This is a genomic window from Lentilactobacillus kisonensis DSM 19906 = JCM 15041 (assembly GCF_001434135.1).
GTDB lineage: Bacteria > Bacillota > Bacilli > Lactobacillales > Lactobacillaceae > Lentilactobacillus > Lentilactobacillus kisonensis.
Map to the genome: position 1 here is coordinate 21,992 of NZ_AZEB01000005.1, position 21,459 is coordinate 43,450.

The window sequence follows — 21,459 nt, forward strand, 5'->3', positions numbered from 1 at the left end:
TTTTACAAACAGACTAAACAGAAAGCACCTGAAAACATCGTTTGAATGTCTTCAGGTGCTTTTTTGTCATTTAGAGTGGCTTCCTCATATATTAAAACGGACTGCGTTCAAGTGATTAAACGCAGTCCGTTCACATTTTAATAAGCCTACTCGCTTAATTGATATTTTTTCGTGGTCGGCCAGTCCCCTGACCCTTGTCCAAAATTTCTGGATGATCATTACGGGCGTATGCATAAGCATGTGGCCCCTGGGTATTCTGATAACGATTCGTGCGGTTACGTGATTGGGTGTTTTTGAAATAGTAATAACCGGCAATTGCTGCCATGGCTAAAATTAAAAGTGTCATTGAATACCTCTTTTCATTATTTACTTCCTAAAAAGTTTTAGGAAATTGTCATTAGTTTACCGCGTATTCCAGAAGAGTCAAGATATTTACTTTGATTTTAGCAAGGATCATGGCTACTCCCTACAGCTCAAAGAGATTAGGAATTATTAAATGTTTATTAAACCGCTTTCAAATAGCGGGGTTCCTGTTAAAGTCTCACTGATGACCAAATAACCACAACCATTCCAAATCGAGAATGATTGTGGTTATTTGGTCATTTCTGATATTAAAGTTACAACGTCCAATCCTTCAATTGCAACTTAACAACACCCCAAATGTACGCTGGTATTCATACCCTTAAATATTCCCCTATACAGACGGATAGCGCCATATTTAAATGCATCAATCCAGCTTAAATTTAAACTGTTGCTGACCATCAATTGAATCGACGTTTTCTACCGCGCCGTCAACAGGTGCATGCGTGATCAGGAAGCTGGGATGGAGGTGACTATAAAATTCAAAATCATAAGCCATCCCACCCTTCTCCTTCTTAGCCTGCATAAAACCATTGGTACCATCGGATAACCTCACAGTTTGTTGCTTCTTCTTGGACGGGTCTACATAAATTGTTGTCAATGTTCGCACCTCCACCATTCATTATAGCAGTGAACAAGTAAGATCGTTGAATTTGCCGATATTAAATCGTTTTCATTAAAAATCTCTGGTTCAATAATTTTTTCAAATGACTATACTGGATCTATAGTCAAAATAATGACTCATGATTTGAAAGGAGAACTCATGAAACAATACCATAATCAATATTTCGAAGGTGAACGCCCCCTGTTTGCTGAAACCAATGCCGTCATCGAAGGTACCACGTTTGGTAAGGGTGAGTCTCCACTTAAAGAAAGTCAAAGCATTCAATTAAAAGACGCCATTTTTACCTGGAAATACCCGCTGTGGTATAGCCGCCATGTGCAAGTTGACCATAGCATCTTAGAAACAATGGCCCGATCCGGAATCTGGTACACTCACGATATTTCAATCAACGATAGCGCAATTCAAGCGCCTAAAATTTTTCGGCGCAGTTCTGGTATTAAATTAACTAACGATCACTTTGCAAACGCCGAAGAGACCCTTTGGAACTGTGAGGATATTACGTTAAACAACGTCCAGGCCAGTGGCGATTATTTCGGCATGAACAGCTCAAATATTTACGTTGACCATCTGAATTTAATTGGCAATTACGTTTTTGATGGCGCTAAAAACGTCGAGGTACACAATTCCACGTTTGTTTCCAAAGACGCCTTTTGGAATTGCGAAAACGTTACAATTTACGATTCCACCATCAACGGTGAGTATCTGGCCTGGAACACGAAAAACATCACCCTCATTAATTGCACCATTGAAAGTAACCAGGGTCTTTGTTACATCGATCACCTTAAAATGCGTAACTGTCGACTACTGCACACTGATTTGGCGTTTGAATACTGTTCAAACATTGATGCCGAGATTAATTCCAATATCATGAGTGTTAAAAACCCATTAAGTGGGCGGATTCACGCCCACTCAATTGCGACAGTTATCCTTGATCCAACCAAGGTTAACCCAAGTCAAACAACAATTATAACTGACGATAAAGTACAGGGAAAGGAGACTGCTTGATGTACGACTTCACTTCAATTATCCCCCGACGAAACACCGATTCGGTTAAATGGGATGTTCAGGACAACGAGCTACCAATGTGGGTCGCTGACATGGACTTTAAAGCAGCCCCAGAAATTATCGCTGCCATGAAGAAAAAAGTTGAATTTGGCGTTTTTGGCTATGAAGAACCCCACGCAGATTATTTTCAAGCAGTTGCTAATTGGTACAAACAGGAACATCACGCCGACCCGGCCACTGATTGGATGCTATTTTGTACCGGCGTCGTCCCAGCAATTTCATCAGCGGTTCGGCGTGTCAGCAACGTTGGCGATAACGTGGTCATTCAAGCGCCGGTCTATAATATTTTTTATAACGCCATTATCAATAATGGCCGCCACGTCCTATCCAGCGACTTAACGTATGATCAGCGAACTCACCAGTACAGCATCGATTTCGCTGATCTAGAACAAAAATTAGCAGACCCATTAAGCACCATGATGATTCTCTGCAATCCCCATAATCCAGTTGGCAAGGTTTGGTCAAAAGATGATCTGACTAAAATTGCAAAACTATGTAACCAGTATCACGTCACGTTATTAAGCGATGAAATCCATGGTGATTTGGTATTTGGCCAACCTGATTACACCCCGCTTTTTTCCCTGCCAGAAGCCTTAATTCAGAACGCAATCATCTGCGTATCGCCAAGCAAGACGTTTAACGTGGCTGCTTTACACGCTGCAACGGTGATTGTTCCTAACGAAGCCCTACGAAACAAGGTCAACCGGGGAATTAATACGGATGAGCTCGGTGAGCCAAACTTACTGGCAATTCCCGGGACAATCGCTGCTTACACAAAGGGGCATCAATGGTTAGCCGAGTTGAGACAACAGATCAAGCACAATCACCAAATGGTTGTCGATTTCTGCGCAAAAAACATTCCAGCAATCGCCGTAGTGCCATCCCACGCGACCTACTTAGTTTGGCTGGATTGCTCCCAGCTAACTGATAATACTGATAAGCTTGAGACTTTCATCAGAAAGGAAACTGGCTTATACGTTTCTGCCGGGTCCGAATACGGTGGTAACGGTAACCAGTTCTTACGAATGAACATTGCCTGCCCAGAAACAATGTTGGCCGATGGTCTGCAAAGACTGGAAAAGGGCATCCAGCTATTTCAAAAGTGACCTTCGGGTGAGTCATTGAGATCACGTTTGCTCAGAATAATGATAAGTTCGCAATTTGGTTAATTGTTAAAAATGACTCTAAATTCTCCAATTTTGGGAAGATAAAAGGACCAGCTAGAAACTGAAATTATCAGTTTCTAACTGGTCCTTATTTTTAATTACAATTATGGCCGATAACACCACAAGGCTCTTTTACTTCACCTGATTCACAGGCCACTGTGGCTGTTCACCATTGAGTACCCGTACGACCTCGCTGGCAGCATCGGTTGCCATCCGGGAAAAGCTTTCAACGGTGTTCGAACCAATATGCGGCGTTAACAAGACATTGTCAAGCTCAAAGAAGGGGCTATCTTTTGGTAACGGCTCCCTTTCGAAGACATCTAGTGCCGCCGCAGCAATGGTCTTGTTTCGTAACGCGGCAATCAATGCGGCTTCGTCAATTAAACTGCCCCGGCCTAAATTGATAATCACACTAGTTGGCTTCATTACTGCCAACTCAGCTTTGCCAATGATGTGCTTCGTTTGCGGCGTCGATGCCAAATGAAGCGTTAAAACGTCGCTTTTTTGAATAATCGTATCAAAATCGACAAATTGCCCATAAGGTGACTCTCTTGGGGTCCGATTATAAATTAAGATGTTCATATCTAACGCACTGGCCTTTTTGGCAACCCAATGGCCAATTCGACCGTAACCCACAATTCCAAGCGTCTTGCCTGCCAAGTCAAAGCCTCGGTGCTTCATAGCATAACCCGCATCCCCGCGACACATCGCCATAGAAATATTAGTGAGGTTTTTAGACAAGTCAAACATGTCGGCAATGGTGGTTTCAGCCACCGTAGCCGCATTTGCATGGGGCGTAATTGTCACCCAAACCCCATGATTGGCACCAGCTTTTAGATCAACGTTATCATAACCAACCCCGTGACGGGCAATGATTTTCAAATTCGGCATTTGTGAGATTACTTCTTCGCCAATCTGGTCCACGAATAAAATAATCCCATCAGCATCTTTACCGTACTTCAGAATATTTTCACCACTGGTCGTTGGAACTTCGATTAACTCAATTCCCCGATCAGTTAAATATTGCTTGCCATCTTCTGACAACGTTTCTGGAATCACAACCTTTTTTGTCATAACTGCCTCCATCCATAACATTTCTTAACGTTATATTCTCGCAAATTCACTTACTAATCAAGTAAGCCATTAAAGTTGGATTACTTCACAATTTTTCGATTTGGATCTAGCCAATTGATAATTAAAACAATCAATAGCATGATGACGACAGCCGCAAATACCATGTGTAGTGCGGTTAAAACAATTGGTGCGATGGTCGCCTCGTTGGCAACTGGGGTGGCCTGCTTCGAGCTAATAATACGATTGACCTTAGCAAAGGTAATCCCCCCATGTAACTGCAGCCGAATGACAAAATTCAAAATTGCCCCGTAGACACCAGCCATGACGGTTTGTCCGAGCGAACGGCCGAGGGTTAATACCGAAGTGGCTGAACCAACCATATTTGTGGGTACCAGGTGTTGGCTTAAAATAGTATTCATACTGATCACAATGCCCATACCGGTTCCATTTAACATTGCAATGACGTAAAAGCCCCAGACTGGAAATGAATGGCCAGCAAATATCAGGCCAACATAGCCAATTAACAAAACGCCAATGAGACTAACCGCAATCCACTTAGGGACAAATTTTGCAATCAGGGTCCCAACGGCAAAGGACGCCAGTAGCCACATGATTGAACTGGAGGTGACCACCAAGCCAGCTCCGGTCGCTGACACGTGGTACAGCGATTGCAGCCAAATCGGGAAGTAAACTTGATACCCAATTAGAACCCCGCTTAAAATCATTGCGGTCACGATTTGAATCGTAAAGGTTTTCGAGCGAAACATCTTGGGCGACATTAAAGGATCGGCAAAGCGCCGTTCCTGCCTAAACAATAAGCCAAGGCCAACAAACGCGACGAGGAATAACCCCAGGGCAGTCAACGGTCTCGTATCAATGAATTGAATAGCCAGCAGTAACCCAATTAAGAAAACGGCTAACCAGATAATGCCAAACCAATCAATGATTAACTGCGGCTGGCGGACACCCTTTTCGTGATAACCAAACCATACGAATAATGCCACTAAAATCCCTAATGGTACGTTAACAAAAAATACCCAATGCCACGATAGTTGATCAACCAAAAAGCCACCAATTAAGGGTCCTACCAAAGCGGATAGTCCCCACGCAGTGTTGTTAAAGGCCAGAATATTTGCGCGTTCTTTAAAGCTAAAGTTATCAGCAATAATCGTAAACGTTAGCGGCATCACCGCCCCAGCACCGATTCCTTGAATAGCCCTGGCAAGAATTAAAATTAAGATTGACGGTGCCAACCCACTTAAGAATGATCCGAGGGTAAAAATGATAACCCCCCATTGAAAGACGTTCCGCCGGCCTAAGGTATCCGCTAGCTTGCCATAAATTGGCGTCGTAATGGCCGTTGTTAATAGGTATGCACTCATAATCCAGCTTTGAAACGCTAAGCCGTGCAGCTCACTAATGATTGACGGTAGTGCCGTCGTAACGATTGTCACCTCAACTGACGTCATAAAGGTCGCGATAAACACCGCCGTCATAATAACCCAACGTTTATTGTGGGTCGTACTAACACTTTTTTCTCCATTCATTTAATCCCATCTCACTTCTAATCAATGTTACCATTATACTATTCTAAGTTACCTGAACAACAGCACCCAGTTAAAAATAACGCTAATGAAATGGAGAAGATCAACTTGGTTATTAGCTATCAACCAGCAAAATTAAGCCAGCTTCAAGAAATCATGGCAATCGAAATGACCGGCTTTTCCCCGGCGGAAGCGGCAACTAAAATCGCAATGGCCGATCGAATCAAGCTATACCCTGACACGTTCATTGCTGCCAACATTGATGACAAAGTTGCCGGCTACGTTGTCGGTCCTGCAACTGATCAACGCTATTTAACCGATAACCTTTTCGACCAATCTCATCCTAATCGACCAAACGACCCTTACCTGGCAATTCTTAGTTTAGTCGTTCACCCAGATTATCGTGGTCAAGGGATCGCTGGCCAGTTGTTGTCCCATTTGGCAACAGTCGGCAAAGCGCAACACCGAAGTGCAATTACCCTAACTTGCCTTAAAAAGCTGATTCCCTTTTATGAACAACATGGTTATATCAATGAAGGGGTCTCAACCTCGCAGCATGCCAATGAGATTTGGTACAACATGATTTGTCCTCTGTTATCATAAGCATCTCACCTAAAAATCCTCAAAATCAGGGATTTTGGAGTGAGGCAACATAGTTGAAACGTGCTACACCAAGCAGAAAGCTGCACCTAAGTCACTCCGTTCAAAAATCCAAACCCAGGATTTCTGAACGGAGTGACTTAGGCTCCGCTTTCTAACCGCTTGGTTCCGCACTCTGACCGCTTTGCTCCGCTCACTCATTAGGACAGTTTCTGACCACTTTGCTCCGCTCACTCATTTTGAACTTACGCTCATTCCATGATATGATTCAGCTGACACTTGAAACGCCTACAATTGGGGATGATAAGGATGTTCCAACTTAAGAAAAGTTTCGTTATTGTAAGTTTAATGGCTGGCTTCTTCGCCACAGCAACTGTAACTAGTACCTCCGTTACTTCTACACCACTAAACGCTTCCGCAAAGTCAACGAGCACCAAATCTACGATTACTCACACTATCAAAAGAACGCCGGACCTTAACCCAACTAGTCAAGTCCGGCACTATTCAGCTAAAACCTATTACACCTACTTTAAGTTATTTAATAAAAACTATAATGTTCAGCGGATGAGTAAACCAAGCGTGTTCAAAAATAACCACGCGACCGTTTACGTGCCGTCAGCCCAACTCAGAGAAAGTGGTTACGTGACCGCAGCAATGAAAAATTGGAACGCCGCGTTAGGTACAAGTGTCTTTCGAGTCGGAACGGCCGCCAACCATACTATTACGGTTAATACCAAGAATGGTCCGACTTCCGCAGATGGCTCTTGGGATGGCTACTATCAAACCAACAAAGTTTACGTTAATTCAAACTTTTTCAATAATTCAGCTTACCTGCCAGCCGTTTACTTTGATTTAACGGGTGAAAAAATGGCTGAAGCGGATGCCCCAAATTCGGCGGCCTATCAACAACAATATAAAGAATACTGGACAGCAGTAATCACCCATGAGCTTGGTCATAGCTTAGGTCTGGATCACACTCCTTATGCTAACGACATTATGGCCTCAGAATCTGAAACAGCCGGGGCTGATTTTAAATACAGTTGGCGTGATTATAGGCTTAGCGATAATTCATTTGCGATTTTGACGGATAAACTATCGTCAAGGGATATCAACCGGGCAAAATTGACTCGAGTGATTGGCTACTGGTAAGCAGCGTGATTAACGATTATGAACTTCCTTTCACACCATGTTTTGTCACCCTAATATTGGGCATACCAAAAAGAGATTGAGCAAAAACATTTTGTTCAATCTCTTTTTAGCGTCTAAATAAAGGCTACAAAATAAGGTTATTTTATGTGGATCACTCAGATTGAGTAACGGCAAAGCCCCACGCAGCTACTTCATCGTCCTATCAAAGAACAACACCATATCATCCCACACATCATCCAAATATCCCTTAGCATGGCGGCTGCCCGGAATCATTCTGGTCTGGTATGGAATTTGATGGTCGGTTAAGGCCTTAGCCATATCCAACACGCCACTGGTCGGTACGAATTCATTCAATGAGTTTGCTAGATACATTTGCCCCGTTTTATCGGTTACCCGGTGAACTGGCGTTGCTTCCTCATATTGATCAGTCCGGCCATTAAAGTAGTTAGTTACAAACCATTTATAAAATGGATCATTAGCCCCATCCTGATTAATCTTGGCACTAGCGGTTGAATTGAAGCCACTGGTATCGCCCTCTGCGGCAACAACCGCTTCATGCTCACCTAACCACTTATCAATATCTAAGATTCCAGATAATGACGCAATTGGAATGCCGTATTTGATTGCCAATTCAACGGTCATATTCCCACCAGCGGATGACCCAAACGCCCCAATGTGGTCATGGTCAAATGGTAAATCTGACTGTCGCAGCCACTCATACAAATGATCCATATCTTCCAGCGGCGCCGGGTAGAAGGCCTTTGGTGTAATCCGATAAGCGGGTGTTACAACCAAGTAACCTTCATCCACAAATCGTTTTGATGAATCAGCATCCTTTGACTTGTTACCGCGGAACCAGCCACCACCATGAATATCAATGATTGCTCCCCGACTTTGTTTCAAGTCACCATCATAATAAATATCAGTCAACTGATGATTAATAGAATCATATTCAACGTCTGTTTTGATTACATAGTTTGTCAACATCATTGCCTCCTAAAAGATAGTGAACGGATTTAAGCTCTTGGCAACAGAACATCAGTCTCTTTCGAGGGAAATTTCCGCATTTGGCATTTTTCTCGGGAATGCTTAGGCGCAGGTCGTTGCTTGGAGAAACTATCCGACAAATACTTAACAATTCACAACTGAAGTATCCACCCAGATAATTTAGGAGTCAATCAAATCGACTTATTATAACTATCGAAAATCATTTGTAACTCGCATGGTTACGCTACATCTTCTCTAAGGCTTCCCAAATGCCCGTTAAGTAAGTAATTCCCAAGGCCCGATCATACAACCCATACCCAGGCCGACCGTTTTCACCCCAAATATTTCTACCATGATCCGGACGAATATAGCCATCGTAATTAGTATCGTGGAGGGCCTTCATAATTGCGAACATGTCAAGTGATCCTTCAGATGACAGATGCGCTGATTCATGGAAGTCACCTTGCTTGTCAACAAACTTAATATTTCTAACATGCATAAAGGCTACGCGGTCTTTGGGTACAAAGGCTCGAATAATCTTTGGTAAATCATTTGCAGGATTCTCACCTAGACTGCCAGTACAAATCGTAAAGGCGTTACAGCGGGATTCGTGAAGCCTTTCAATTCGTTTCATATCAGCCATGTTCTTATAAATCCGCGGTAGCCCAAACAATGGCTTGGGAGGATCGTCTGGATGCATGGCCATTCTAACATCGTATTTCTCACAAGTTGGCATAATTGCATCTAAAAAGTATTTGCAGTTTTCAACTAGTTTAGCTTCATCAACATCCTGATAGGCGGCAAAGAGTTCTTGTAGCGTTGCTAACCGCTCTGGCTCCCATCCTGGCAGCGAAAATCCGTTTGCGCCAGTCTTCATTTGCGTCATCAATGCCTCGGGGTCTTTGGGCAGTTTAGCTTGTTCGTACATCATGGCATTTGAGCCGTCTGCTAGTTGGTGATGCAAATCGGTTCTCAGCCAGTCAAATACTGGCATAAAATTATAGCAAATCACCTTAATACCCGCTTTGGACAAATTTTTGATTGTTTGGATGTAATTATCAATGTATCGATCTCGGCTTGGTAAACCGATTTTGATATCATCATGAATATTAACAGACTCAATCACTTCGAGTTTGAGGCCTGCGTCATTTACTTGTTTCTTCAGTGTGTCAATCTCGTCTTGCGGCCAAACTGCACCCACAGGGACATCGTACAATGCACCAACGACTTGTTTTGTCCCTGGAATTTGCTTAATTTGAGACAAAGAAATGTTATCATCCTGCTCCCCAAACCAGCGGAAGCCCATTTTAAGTTGTGACATGATTTTCCTCCTATAAAAAGTGAGCGGAGCAAAGCGATTAGAAACTGGAACATAAGTCTCCTCGGACAGAAATCGCTGGTTTTAGGGGATTTCTGTCCGAGGTGCTTATGTGGAAGCTTCTGCTTTGCGCAGCTGTCCTAAAATAAGTGAGCGAAGTCAGGCGATTTTAGAAACCGGAGTGTAAGTCTCCTTCGGGGGAAATTCCTGGTTCTGGAATTTTTCTCAGAGGTGCTTACATGTAGATTTCTGCCTGACGCAGCTGTCCTAAAATTTGTAAATTTAAGTTTAGTATGACAGCTAGTGCTAAATATCTCAAATTTCTCTTTAAAAGCTAGCATTCCATCTCATCTTTAATCGAAATGAACCGTCATCCATTCAGTGCTCAGGACCCGATATATCATGGTGAAAACAAATGAACAAAACGCAGCAATGAACCACCAAATTGGTCGTACTCATTTGCTGTGCCTTATTCAATATTGTTTATTTCTGCATTAAAGGTAAACCACTCAATTTGTCGCCTCAGGTTGGTTAGCCGTACTAGTTTGCTGTTCTGATTTTCGCGGATTATGATGCCCCGTTACCAAGAAGAACGCGCCAAAGACAGCAAATGCTGAGCAAATCACCCCAATGATCAGGTAGGTTGAGTGAAAGCCGAGTTGATCGTAGCCAGCACCGATAATCCCAGAGAAGATGGTCTGGGAGATCTGAACAGCTGCACCCGTACTCAATGATTGAATCGTTGCAAACTCATTCTTGTTGAAGACTGAGAAGATGTATCCCATCGGGCAGACGAACCAGAATGGAATATAGAATCCAGCTAAGATTTGACCCAATCCAACAAGAACCCAATTGCGGGCAAAAGCAAAAATCAATAAACGAACTGCCATAATCATTGACATAATAACCAGGCCGTTTCGGTAGCCGACCTTCTTAATAATAATCGGAATAATCAGCATCCCTAGAAAGGCAATAACTTGCTGAATTGTGGTGGCATATGAAAATAACATTGTGCCATGGGCAGTATTGAAATAAGACTGAAAATAATTAGATACCTGTTGATCAGCAATTTGTGACAACGGCACGGTTCCAAGAAGAAAGATAACGAAGAAAATGAATGGCTTAGATGCCATGCTCTTCAAAATTCCTTTAACATTAACCTTGTCGTGCTTCTTATCGTGGAGAACAGCTAAGTTACTGCTATCATGCTTGATGAAAAATACGGCCATTACCATGTAAATGAGACCACTGATCGTTAAGCTCCAGAAGAACATTCGGGGTACAACTGAGAGAACATAGCCACAAATTAATGGCGCAATAAAGCCAATAATCGTGACCCCAGAGCGAACCCAACTGTATTGGAAGTTGTTCACAAAGCTCATCCGTTGTTCGTATTGTTCGTTAACACCAGTCCCACCATTCATAACCAGGCCAATTACAAGCCCCATAATGATTGACATCATGTAAGCATTTCCATGGACCGGTAAAATGATCCACTCCATGAATGGTCCCATTAAGACCAATAAAATGGCGGTAATATACAATAAATATTTCTTTTCAAGGACTTTATCGCCAATATAGCCAATGAACGGACCGGAGATTAACCCCATCAATGACATCATCGAAAAGGCCAACCCAACATTAGCGTGAGAATAGTTAGCATATTTAACCAGCCAGAGTGCTGAATAGGTCTGAACAACTGGCCAAATAAAGTTAAACGACATTTCAGAAATAATATACGACCAAAATTTTCCAAACGAATTGTATGGTGCTTTAATTTTTGCCAACATACTTGTCATAGTAATTCCTTCCCTACGCAATTAGTGAGCGACGCAAAGCGCTTAGAAATCGGAGCCTAAGTTTCCTCATCCGGAAATCCTGGGTTTGGATTTTTGGGTGAGGGGACTTAGGCGCAGGTTTCTGCTTTGCACAGCTGTCCTAAAATTATTCTATAACCATTTAGTAACCGTTTACATTTATACTTAAAAATGAAACCAAGCACATTAGTATCATTTAGTTGATTCTCTTTAAGAACCAAGATGTCTTTTTGCTTCTCTATTATCATTTCCAAATAACTACTAGGTTCCGTGCTTGGTTTCCCACTGTTGCTTCGTATTTCTAATAACCTAACTTACCCAATCAATCATGATTTGATTGTTATTGACACCACACTCTTCGCCGGCAAATCAATCACTAATTGACCATTTTTTAAGCTTGCGCCGGTAAATTTCTTTTCAACAACTTCATTCGGATCGTCAAACGTATTATGGGCGTCCATCTTGTTACCAGTGATAATTGATGCATCGCTAATATCTCGATAGGTATCCGAGAAAGTAAAGACAATTTGTCGATCCTGAGTCAGGTCGTAATTTCCAAGTGACACGTTAAGCTCACCGTCTTTCTTGGAAGCTGTATAAGTCACTCTTTCTGGCACATCACCCTCGCCATCAACTAACTGAGCATCCATATGGCGCTGATACATATCAAATACATAGTAAGTTGGCGTCTTAACCATTTGATCGTCCTTGGTTAAAATCATTGCTTGTAAGACATTAATCATCTGGGCAATATTAGCCATGGATACCCGATCAGCATGCTTTTGGAAAATGTTCAGGGTGATTGCCGCCGTTAAAGCATCCCGTAGTGAATTTTGCTGATATAAGAAACCTGGATTAGTATTTTTCTCCACGTCGTACCAGGTGCCCCACTCATCGACAATCAAGTTAACCCGCTTTTCAGGATCATATTTATCCATAATTGCCGTGTGCTTGGTAATCAATCGGTCCATCAATTGCGCCTTAGCCATTGCTGAATACCATAGTGAAGCTGGGAAGCCGGTCGCGCTGCCTTTACTATGATCCCAATCACCAGTTGGCAATGTGTAATAGTGCAAGCTAATGCCATCTAAATACTTGGTGGCATTCTTCATTAACGTCTCTGTCCATTCATAGTCGTCTTCGTTTGGCCCACAAGCAACTTTATAAATAGGATGTTTGGCATCATACTGCGGCAAGAATGTCTGATATTGCCGATAAACATCTGAGTAGTACTCAGGCCGCATGTTACCGCCACCACCCCAAGATTCATTACCGATACCAAAGAATTTCAACTTCCAGGGGTCTTTTTGACCGTTTTTTCGTCTTAAAGTGGCCATTGGTGATTCGCCAGGCATTGTCATGTATTCAACCCATTCAGCCATTTCCTGAACCGTACCACTACCAATATTGGCATTGATGTATGCATCTGCGCCAAGTTGTTTTAACAATTCAAAGTATTCATGAGTGCCAAATGAGTTGTCTTCAGTGACGCCACCCCAATTGGTGTTAACAATTTTTTTACGGTCTTTTTGCGGACCAATGCCCTGCTGCCAATGATACGTATCCGCAAATAACCCACCAGGCCAGCGTAAAACTGGTACATGAATCTGTTTCAAAGCATCAACGACGTCTGTTCTCAGCCCATTGACATTTGGGATATCAGAATGCGGTCCTACGTATAAACCACCATATATCCCACGGCCAAGGTGTTCTGAGAATTGACCATAGATATATTTGCTAATATGAGGCCCTTTTTCTTGATCTAATAATTTGATAGCCATGCACAATACCTCCTTAGTTAATATTTTTATTAATTGACGCAAGGATGATTACCGGTATATCTCCTGTCGACATTAATATAGCGCTTACATAATCGCTTGTAAACCCATTTATAGCGGTTTTATGTAGAAAAGATATTTATTATTGTTACGATTAACTTCCATATTAACTTTAACTAGTGACAATTCGTTTTAAGTGGTCTATTATTAATATAAGCATTACCAAAGGAGTGATCACATGGACCTCGACATTTCTAAAGATTCTCTCGCTGTTTTTGCTGCGTTGGACAGCGACGTCCGAATCCGAATTATTCAATTACTCTCAAAAAAACGACTAAACGTTTCAGAGATTTCAAGTGCCCTGGGGCTCAGCAGCCCTATCACGTTGATGCACCTAAACAAGCTGGAAAAAGCTCATATTATCCGGACTGTTAAAAAGGGGAAACAACGGATTTCCGTTCTCAAGATCGATACCATTAACATTTCATTTCCGCAACAGTTGTATACAACTTACGAGAACTGGAAAGTCGAACTGCCGGTTGGCCAATACACAAATTTCCACGTCGCCCCAACTTGTGGGCTAGCCGGTCCTAAGGGCTTCATTGGCAAAGTTGATAACCCCAGCTACTTTATGGACCCAATGCGTTCCCAGGCGGGCATGCTGTGGTTTGCTAAGGGATTCGTGGAATATCAAATTCCCAACTACTTGAAGTCAGATCAGCAGTTAGAAATGATTGAGCTTACTGCCGAATTAAGCTCTGAATTTCCATTTTCTAATAACCACTGGCCATCTGATATTACCGTTTCTCTAGACGACCATCTAATCGGTGTTTGGACGAGCCCTGGCGATTTTTCCGACACTCGGGGCCGTTACACACCGGCTTGGGTGTATAACGATATGAATCAATACGGGTTATTGGAGTCGTTTCGCATTTCCAAGCATGGCTCATACATCGATGGTCAGCATGCTTCCAACACGTTAATTAGTGATATTGACACCGACAAGCCCTCTTGGACACTTCGCTTCGAGGTAAAATCGGACGCCAAACACGTTGGTGGCTGCACTATTTTTGGTAATAAATTTGGCAATCATGATCAAGGCATTCGCAGCACCTTTTATTACAGTGAAAAAGAAGATCATGATTAAATTAATTGTGAGAGAACAACTCGTCAGAAACGCCAACAATCACATTAGTAGGATACAAAAATGGATCTGAACGAATTTTTATTCGAACAGACCCATTTTTGTTAACCCTTCATTATTTTAAAACCAAAGTCAATATCTTTGCCAGCTGGAATATGGTACTTTGATTCAACATCACTTCCCCAACTGTCAATGCCACCAACTCCCCTTACCGCACCAAGAATTGTCACAACGGTCCGCCGTGGTACCGGGAGTTCTTCTATGTGAGTCGCGTTTTCCAATTCTTCAGCGGTATATGGCAGACAGCTAAACGCAAATGGGGTGCCTGACTCCTCAAATCTAAGGCTAAATGCCCGCTCAGACCGGTCAGCATTATTCTTGGTCCAATCACGGGTAATCGTCACGGCATCGGTATTCATATGAACACCGCAGTCCTGTGGAACTAAGTATTTCGTTACGGGTAGACCAGCCACCTTATACGTGCCTCGTTGGCCGCCAGCCATTCGATCCGGATAGGTTTCTCCAGATAAGCCATCGTATTTGAACCCAGACGCAACGGTTGGCATGAGAAACCGCATCCCAAACACCGGTAAATCTGGCAGGGCAATATTTCCTTTGTAATGAACTTGAACACCAATCGTGCCGTCACCGATAACGGTGTAACTGACACTCACATCGGTTGTCGGCTTAGTTGCCGTTACAAAGTGATAACTAACTTCAATCTTATCCACATACTCATTGTTTGAATATTGATTATTGACCTTGGCCCCTGGAAATTTGATGAGCTGATCATCGACCTTGACGTCAACCCCAACCGATTGGGAGAATAAATCAGCACCTAACCACTGGGCAGACTTTTGTGAAAAACCATTTCCACGGTCATTATCGGTCGTAGCCCGCCAAAAAGTCGGCTTGGGTTCACGATATAGCCATTCCTTGTTATCAATTACGAGCGATTCAATGCCACCCCGACTGTAGCTAAACAGGTAGTGAAACCCGTCCCCACCAACGCCGAGATCGCCGTCACCATAGATCACATGTAACTTGTCAGTTGTATTGACCATAATAGTACTTTACCTCCTGCATTGCGGGCTTCGGTGTTCGATCCGAGAAGAGCAAGCCATCCCCCGAAAATTCGTAATCAGCTGGACGATCATCAAAGTCGCCACCATATCGGAGCACGGCTTGACCAGTCACTTCATCCTTAACTTCAATTGCCTGATCGATAAAATCCCAAATGAACCCACCTTGATACATTGGGTACTTGTCAATTAAGTCTGTATAAGACTTCATACCACCAAGGGAATTGCCCATGTCATGCATATATTCGCATAATATGAAAGGCTTTTGGGGATTGTTTTCTAAATAATCGCGAATGTCAGTCGGAGTTGCGTACATGCGACTTTCAACATCCGAAATCTGCGGTTTATACTTTGGATTGTGAAAAACACCCTCGTAGTGAACCAAACGGTCGGGATCTACTTGTTTATAGTAGCGATTCATGGCCGCAATATCGTCGCCGGCATACGACTCATTTCCCAGTGACCAAAATAGGATACTCGGGTGATTTTTCAGCAATTCATAATTGTTCTTAGCCCGATCTAGCACGGCGGCCTGCCATTGAGGCAGTGACCCGGGAACGTTATACGATGGTTCAACTCCTCCCAGCTTTTGCCACGTTCCATGAGATTCTAGGTTATCTTCGGCCATCACATAAATGCCCTGGGTGTCGCAAAGCCGGTACCATTCAGTGTGGTCAGGATAGTGACAGGTCCGGACAGCGTTGATATGGTTCTCACGCATGACCCGAATATCTGATTTCATATCGTCACTGGTAATTACCCGGCCAGAGTGGCAGTTCCACTCATGACGATTGACACCGTTAATAATCAACCGTTTGTCATTTAACTCAATGATTTTATTGTTAATCTCAATCTTTCTGAACCCAAATTGATAAGGCACCACTTCCAAGACCTTACCAGTGCCATCATCAATTTCAATCAGGAGTTGGTACAGATACGAATGATGAGTATCCCAGAGGTGACACCGTTTAATAACTTGATTGTTAACTTCTAAACGGTTGTTTGCCGGCTTGATGTCTTCAAATAACCGATTACCGTCGGCGTCCCTTACCACAATTTTGACCCTAGCCCGTGGATCCTTAACGGTTAATTTAGCCTGAATCGTCAAATCGCCATCCTCAAAATGATTGATCGGCACTGGCTTAATCAGAAGATCTTCCACGTGAACTTTTGGCTGGGCCATCAGTGAAACATCCCTAAAAATACCGAAGAACCTAAACATATCCTGATCTTCCAGGAAGGCAGCGGTACTTAGCTTGAACACTTCAACTGCCAGCTTGTTTTCACCCGCTTTCAAATACGGGGTCAGATCAAACTCCGAGGGGGTGAAGCTATCCTCAGCGTACCCCAAAAAGTGGCCATTTAGCCAAACATACATTGCTTTTTCAACGCCTTCGAAACGAACCCGGACCTGCATACCCTGCCAATCTGGATTCAGCGTAAATGTTTTAATGTAAGAACCCACTCGGTTATCCTTGGCCTGACTGAACATCCCTTTACCCTCATCATCAGGGTTCAACGCGTACGCGGGCCGGCGAAAAACGTGGCCTTCCCATGGATATAACGTGTTAATATAATGAAATCGATCATACCCAGCAAACTCAATGTGTTGGGGAACTTTGATTGTGTCAAAATCACCGCTGTCAAACCCAGCTTCATAAAAACGGCTAGGGCGGCTCATTGGATCTCGAGAAAATTTGAATTGCCAATTCCCATTCAGGTTTTCAACGTAACTGCTACGATCATTTGTAATCTCATTATTATTTCGATAATAATGATGATCACTATGAGCTGGTATCTGACCAACCCGAAAAACTTCGGGATCATCCAACCAGCTAATATCTGGCTTCATCAACCTATCACACTCCAATCACTTTAATAATCAAATTTGAAACAGCCGTTTTAACCCGACCTGTTTTATCGTAGCCGTTGTCAACACCGCTATTAGTTGTATTATATTGTAACTATGGCAGTATTAATATCAAGTTTCCATCAAAAAATAGGTTATTTTAACCCTAATCACCTGACATTATCCAACCGCCAATATCAAATGAATCGGCACATTAGGTCCCTGCCATCTGGTGCGGCACTACTGATCATCACGCTTATATTTATAAGCCGCGACAAACGTCAGCCCCCGTCGTTTAACAAAGGAGGGTCATTATCCCAAACTAGGAATAATGGCCCTCCTTTGTTCAGTTCTGAGATCTAAGCACTTAACTTCCCAGTCGCTTGATTGCTAACTAATTATTCATCCCGTTTAATATGGGCATTTGGTTCACTTGCTAGCATCTTTGAGAATACATCTGTCAGGGTTTCGCTTTGATCCGCAAACTTCTTGTTAAGAATCAATTGACGGAACTCCTCAATCGAAAGATGTTCCAGATCTTTAAAGGGAAGCGCTGGACTAGCGTTTGTCGTTTGATTTAACCCAGTCTTTAGCGTAATTACCAGCCCGTCCTTGCTATCTAAGGTGACCGTGTAATACTCATAGTAACTTGGTGTCTCATAATTACCAGTCAGTTCTTTGTGACTTTTAAAATAATCACTAATAAAGTCGGCAAATTCATCTTTTGATTGAAGTGCGTTTTTCCAATTCTGTTCATCTGATGACATCGATTATCCTTCTTTCCATGACGGTAAAATCAATCAGCTGCCTAATATTAACGAATGCCTTTAATGGCAAAGATTAGCAGGCCACCGACAATTTCCATTCCTAAGGCAAACATGAAAATTGCACCATAACCAAATCCTTCAACAATCGCCGAAGCCACCATGGCTCCAAGCATTTGCCCAAGGGTATTTGCTAAGTTGATGAGGCCCAGATCCTTACCAGCAGTATCAGAAGATGGCAAAACATCCATGTTCAAGGCACCATCAACGGAATTATATAGTCCATTACCAAAGGCAGCGATTACAGCGTAGGCAAACATTGCCCAGGCTTCCTTAATGAACATTGGGAAGATTGCAGCCAACCCAAGGGCAAAGGTTGCAATTACAACTGGTGCTTTAACCCGCTTCATCTTATCAGCAAGTGGCCCACCAACTAAGGCGAAGAGAACCCCAATGACTAACATAATCATTGAGAAAATTGAAATTGAAGCACCGGCTGATTTAGTATTTTGACCGATATAATCAGTAAAAATAAATAGCTGGAAAGTCGTAACAATGGTTGACCCAACAACCATGAAGAACTTACCACCCAAGGCAAGATAGAAGTTTCTTGCCCCATGGGTTGGGAAGAAGAAGTATTTCTTTAACGTATCCTTGTTAAACTGAACTTTAGGTTCATCTAGGTTACCCTTTTCTTGAATGAGTAATTCATGAATGATTGCCAAGACAACGGTTGTAGCTGCCATGACATAGATCCCGAATTTAACGTTTCCTAAGAATTGAGCAGCTAGTAGGGCAAACCCTTGCTGAGCAATTGTGAAGCCAACCCCGTAAAATGTCGATACCGTGCCTCGCCATTTAGGTGCAACCCGGTCAGAAATCTGAGGGTAAATCGCCGCGGCAATCGCGTTCTCGGCCGCCGCTGCAACAATCCAAACAAGAATGATCCCCACAACCGACTTCATGTTAGCAATGATGACCAAAGAAATCGCAATCGCAATGGTTCCTAATACAATGTATGGTTTCCGTTTACCAAACCGAGAACGCGTAACATCTGAAAAGGCCCCAAACATTAAGTTCGCAATCGCACCGGTAATTGAAGCGATCGTTGCCAAAATTCCGACTGCCCAAACCTTGTGAACCGGATCAATTTGAGCAAATAACTGTGGAATTAAAACACTTCGAGTCGACCCAATCGGCCCATACCAGCAAAGTGGTGCAAGAAACATCGCTGATGAAACTAGCCAGGGTAGCTTTGGTTGTTCAGAATCCTTAACCTTGGCGTTGGAAATTTCACCAACCGCCGTTTCAACTACCTTAGGCTTTTTTGTATCTTTATTTGCCATTATTTTCACTCCTATACTGTTCCGTTTTCTACTAAATCCGCTAAACCAAGAACTGGTTAACTCGTATCCTGACTGGCTAACACATTCAGACACCTTCCTATAACGTTGAATTGACTGCGATGGTTAACAACGACGATCACATGTTTTTGCTGGTTAACCGCTTACATTTAAGCTTAGATATATAAGTCCCCAGGTAGCTAACTTTCACGAACCCAAAATATATTGCAACGTTTCATTTTACTTAAGAAAAAGTTTTCTAATCAGTGTAAAAGTTATTTACCAATATTAATACGAGGGGATACTCATATATCAGCACCTTTAATATAGCTTTATGTGTAAGCGTTGTCAATATTATTTTTGCTATTTTTACTAAAAATAGCACGACAGCCAAAAGTTAACTAGTAATGGCTAAGTTGTAACTTGCTTCGTATCGCTTTACACGTCTATGTTTCAAAGAAATCTAGTCAGTGCCTAACGATCATCCCCTAATAACGCCTAAAAGTCAGCCAATTAATTTTAAACAGATTTTTTGTATCTGATATACCACAGTGATTGACCGTCATCAAATTTTTCTTTATTTTAGTAAACCGTTTTTAACCTATTAAAAAAGACCATTGGCAACATTATGACGCATTACCGATGATCTTCTATAAGCAATGTCAGGACATTTCTCCGAGCCTCGCTTGAAGCCCAGAAAGTGATCTTCTGCCCCTTTCAACATTGTAGCCTCATACTCACTACATTTTGTGTCTCACCCGTAGCAAAACCAGCAGCCAAACAATCGCAAATAACGATATCCCGATCACAATCAACCAAGCACTGCTGAAGGTTGCTAACGGGAGCTTGACGTTCATGCCATAAAATCCCGTAATAATTGTCGGCACCGCCATCGTTAGTGACCAAATTGTCAGAAATTTCATCGTATCGTTTAAGTTATTATTGGCAATACTATTAAACGTATGATCAATTCGATCCACCACTTGCGTTTCGATTTCAACCATTCGTTGGACCTGTTCAGCTTCAATGGTCACGTCCTCAAACAGATCCCGCTTTTCCTGGTCAGCGCCCTTGCCAAAATGGCTACTCGGCATCCGTCGCAGTAAGCTCAGGTTAAGCTGAACCGCACTGGTTAAAAAGGTTAATGTCTGCTGTAAATGAGACAGGGCAATCAAATCAGCATTTTTGGTTTTCCGATTTAACATCTTATCCAGCAAATTCCGTTTCCGAGTGACTGACCTTGCAATTGGAATATAACTATCAATCAACAAGAACAAAGCTTCGAGGATAAACGAGTCCGTGGTCTTAACTTCTGGGTTTTCAAAGGCCGACTGAAAGGCCTCGTTCACTTCCGTCATGTGACTTTGATTAAACGTGAAGAGGATCCCCTTATGAATCAAGATTCCAAATGGTTGGGTAATGTAGCGAATATCTTTTTTGTTCAACGCATAGGGCGCCAGCATGATAAACAGTTGGTCATCTTCATTAGCGTCATAAACATAATTGGTACTCTCGTCTTTATCAGTAACGTATTCGATAATATCCTCATCGATACCGTAATCATCTTGAAGTTTTATTTGTTCATCGGGCGTTAACTTGATGGTTTCGATCCATTTTGTTCCATCAATGGTTTTTTCAGGTTTAATCATATGAGCAGTCCCCTTATTTTTAACTACTTTTATCTTACCCTAAAAGAAAAGAAGCTGCAGGCAAAATTGCCAAGCAACTTCTCGTTTTCTTAAATACTTTTATAAAGAGTGCGCGTCACTAAGAAATGATAGTCGGAGCATCCTG

At 42.5% G+C, this 21,459-nt stretch carries 18 protein-coding genes; 5 read left to right on the forward strand and 13 right to left on the reverse strand.

The annotated features are described in order from the left end of the window. Positions 1 to 154: 154 nt before the first annotated feature. Together FC98_RS03790 and FC98_RS03795 are read right to left on the reverse strand one after the other, a co-directional pair. Entirely contained in the window at positions 155 to 346 is a 192-nt protein-coding gene (locus FC98_RS03790) for a hypothetical protein (RefSeq protein WP_056949220.1), read from the reverse strand. A gap of 381 nt (positions 347 to 727) precedes the next feature. Continuing rightward, a complete protein-coding gene (locus FC98_RS03795; protein WP_235803573.1) occupies positions 728 to 970 on the reverse strand; it encodes a hypothetical protein in 243 nt (80 codons plus the stop codon). 153 nt (positions 971 to 1,123) lie between these two features. Here FC98_RS03795 and FC98_RS03800 point away from each other — a divergent pair, with 153 nt between their 5' ends. Next, on the forward strand, positions 1,124 to 1,990 hold the full coding sequence (locus FC98_RS03800) for a DUF3737 family protein (RefSeq protein WP_054655022.1): 867 nt from the start codon (positions 1,124 to 1,126) through the stop codon (positions 1,988 to 1,990). Further along, the gene (locus FC98_RS03805) at positions 1,990 to 3,156 is read left to right on the forward strand and encodes a MalY/PatB family protein (RefSeq protein ID WP_008856074.1); all 1,167 of its coding nucleotides are present in this window, start codon (positions 1,990 to 1,992) and stop codon (positions 3,154 to 3,156) included. The genes FC98_RS03800 and FC98_RS03805 overlap by 1 nt, the downstream gene beginning before the upstream one ends. 192 nt (positions 3,157 to 3,348) lie before the next feature. Here FC98_RS03805 and FC98_RS03810 read toward each other — a convergent pair whose 3' ends face one another. Both FC98_RS03810 and FC98_RS03815 read right to left on the reverse strand, forming a co-directional pair. Then, a complete protein-coding gene (locus FC98_RS03810) occupies positions 3,349 to 4,290 on the reverse strand; it encodes a phosphoglycerate dehydrogenase (RefSeq protein ID WP_056949221.1) in 942 nt (313 codons plus the stop codon). A gap of 80 nt (positions 4,291 to 4,370) precedes the next feature. After that, complete coding sequence (locus FC98_RS03815; protein ID WP_008856076.1) at positions 4,371 to 5,837, reverse strand: MFS transporter; 1,467 nt, start codon at positions 5,835 to 5,837, stop codon at positions 4,371 to 4,373. Positions 5,838 to 5,942: 105 nt separating this feature from the next. On the opposite strand from FC98_RS03815, the gene FC98_RS03820 reads away from it, so the two are divergent. Continuing rightward, a complete protein-coding gene (locus FC98_RS03820) occupies positions 5,943 to 6,437 on the forward strand; it encodes a GNAT family N-acetyltransferase (protein ID WP_040471134.1) in 495 nt (164 codons plus the stop codon). A 306-nt stretch (positions 6,438 to 6,743) separates the two neighbouring features. Continuing rightward, entirely contained in the window at positions 6,744 to 7,583 is an 840-nt protein-coding gene (locus tag FC98_RS03825; RefSeq protein ID WP_040471136.1) for a matrixin family metalloprotease, read from the forward strand. 186 nt (positions 7,584 to 7,769) lie between these two features. Here FC98_RS03825 and FC98_RS03830 read toward each other — a convergent pair whose 3' ends face one another. The 4 genes from FC98_RS03830 to FC98_RS03845 form a co-directional block, all read right to left on the reverse strand. Further along, positions 7,770 to 8,567: an alpha/beta hydrolase fold domain-containing protein gene (locus FC98_RS03830; protein ID WP_054655055.1), complete on the reverse strand. Its 798-nt coding sequence runs from the start codon at positions 8,565 to 8,567 to the stop codon at positions 7,770 to 7,772. Positions 8,568 to 8,814: 247 nt separating this feature from the next. Further along, a complete protein-coding gene (gene uxuA, locus FC98_RS03835) occupies positions 8,815 to 9,891 on the reverse strand; it encodes a mannonate dehydratase (protein WP_040471141.1) in 1,077 nt (358 codons plus the stop codon). A gap of 506 nt (positions 9,892 to 10,397) precedes the next feature. Continuing rightward, positions 10,398 to 11,687: an MFS transporter gene (locus FC98_RS03840; RefSeq protein WP_054655024.1), complete on the reverse strand. Its 1,290-nt coding sequence runs from the start codon at positions 11,685 to 11,687 to the stop codon at positions 10,398 to 10,400. A gap of 344 nt (positions 11,688 to 12,031) precedes the next feature. Next, on the reverse strand, positions 12,032 to 13,486 hold the full coding sequence (locus FC98_RS03845; protein WP_056949222.1) for an alpha-N-arabinofuranosidase: 1,455 nt from the start codon (positions 13,484 to 13,486) through the stop codon (positions 12,032 to 12,034). 235 nt (positions 13,487 to 13,721) lie between these two features. On the opposite strand from FC98_RS03845, the gene FC98_RS03850 reads away from it, so the two are divergent. Further along, entirely contained in the window at positions 13,722 to 14,630 is a 909-nt protein-coding gene (locus FC98_RS03850; RefSeq protein WP_008856084.1) for an ArsR/SmtB family transcription factor, read from the forward strand. A gap of 101 nt (positions 14,631 to 14,731) precedes the next feature. Here FC98_RS03850 and FC98_RS03855 read toward each other — a convergent pair whose 3' ends face one another. From FC98_RS03855 to FC98_RS03875, 5 genes are all read right to left on the reverse strand, one after another. After that, positions 14,732 to 15,691 carry a beta-galactosidase small subunit gene (locus FC98_RS03855; protein ID WP_008856085.1) on the reverse strand — a complete coding sequence of 320 codons (960 nt, stop codon included), beginning with the start codon at positions 15,689 to 15,691 and terminating at the stop codon, positions 14,732 to 14,734. Next, positions 15,675 to 17,561, reverse strand: coding sequence for a glycoside hydrolase family 2 TIM barrel-domain containing protein (locus FC98_RS03860; RefSeq protein WP_054655058.1), 1,887 nt, complete (start codon positions 17,559 to 17,561; stop codon positions 15,675 to 15,677). Before FC98_RS03860 ends, FC98_RS03855 begins: the two co-directional genes overlap by 17 nt. 395 nt (positions 17,562 to 17,956) lie before the next feature. Further along, positions 17,957 to 18,325, reverse strand: coding sequence for a hypothetical protein (locus FC98_RS03865; RefSeq protein WP_008856087.1), 369 nt, complete (start codon positions 18,323 to 18,325; stop codon positions 17,957 to 17,959). A 47-nt stretch (positions 18,326 to 18,372) separates the two neighbouring features. Next, positions 18,373 to 19,668 carry an MFS transporter gene (locus FC98_RS03870; protein WP_008856088.1) on the reverse strand — a complete coding sequence of 432 codons (1,296 nt, stop codon included), beginning with the start codon at positions 19,666 to 19,668 and terminating at the stop codon, positions 18,373 to 18,375. Positions 19,669 to 20,405: 737 nt separating this feature from the next. Then, positions 20,406 to 21,314, reverse strand: coding sequence for a magnesium transporter CorA family protein (locus FC98_RS03875; RefSeq protein ID WP_056949223.1), 909 nt, complete (start codon positions 21,312 to 21,314; stop codon positions 20,406 to 20,408). Positions 21,315 to 21,459 lie beyond the last annotated feature (145 nt).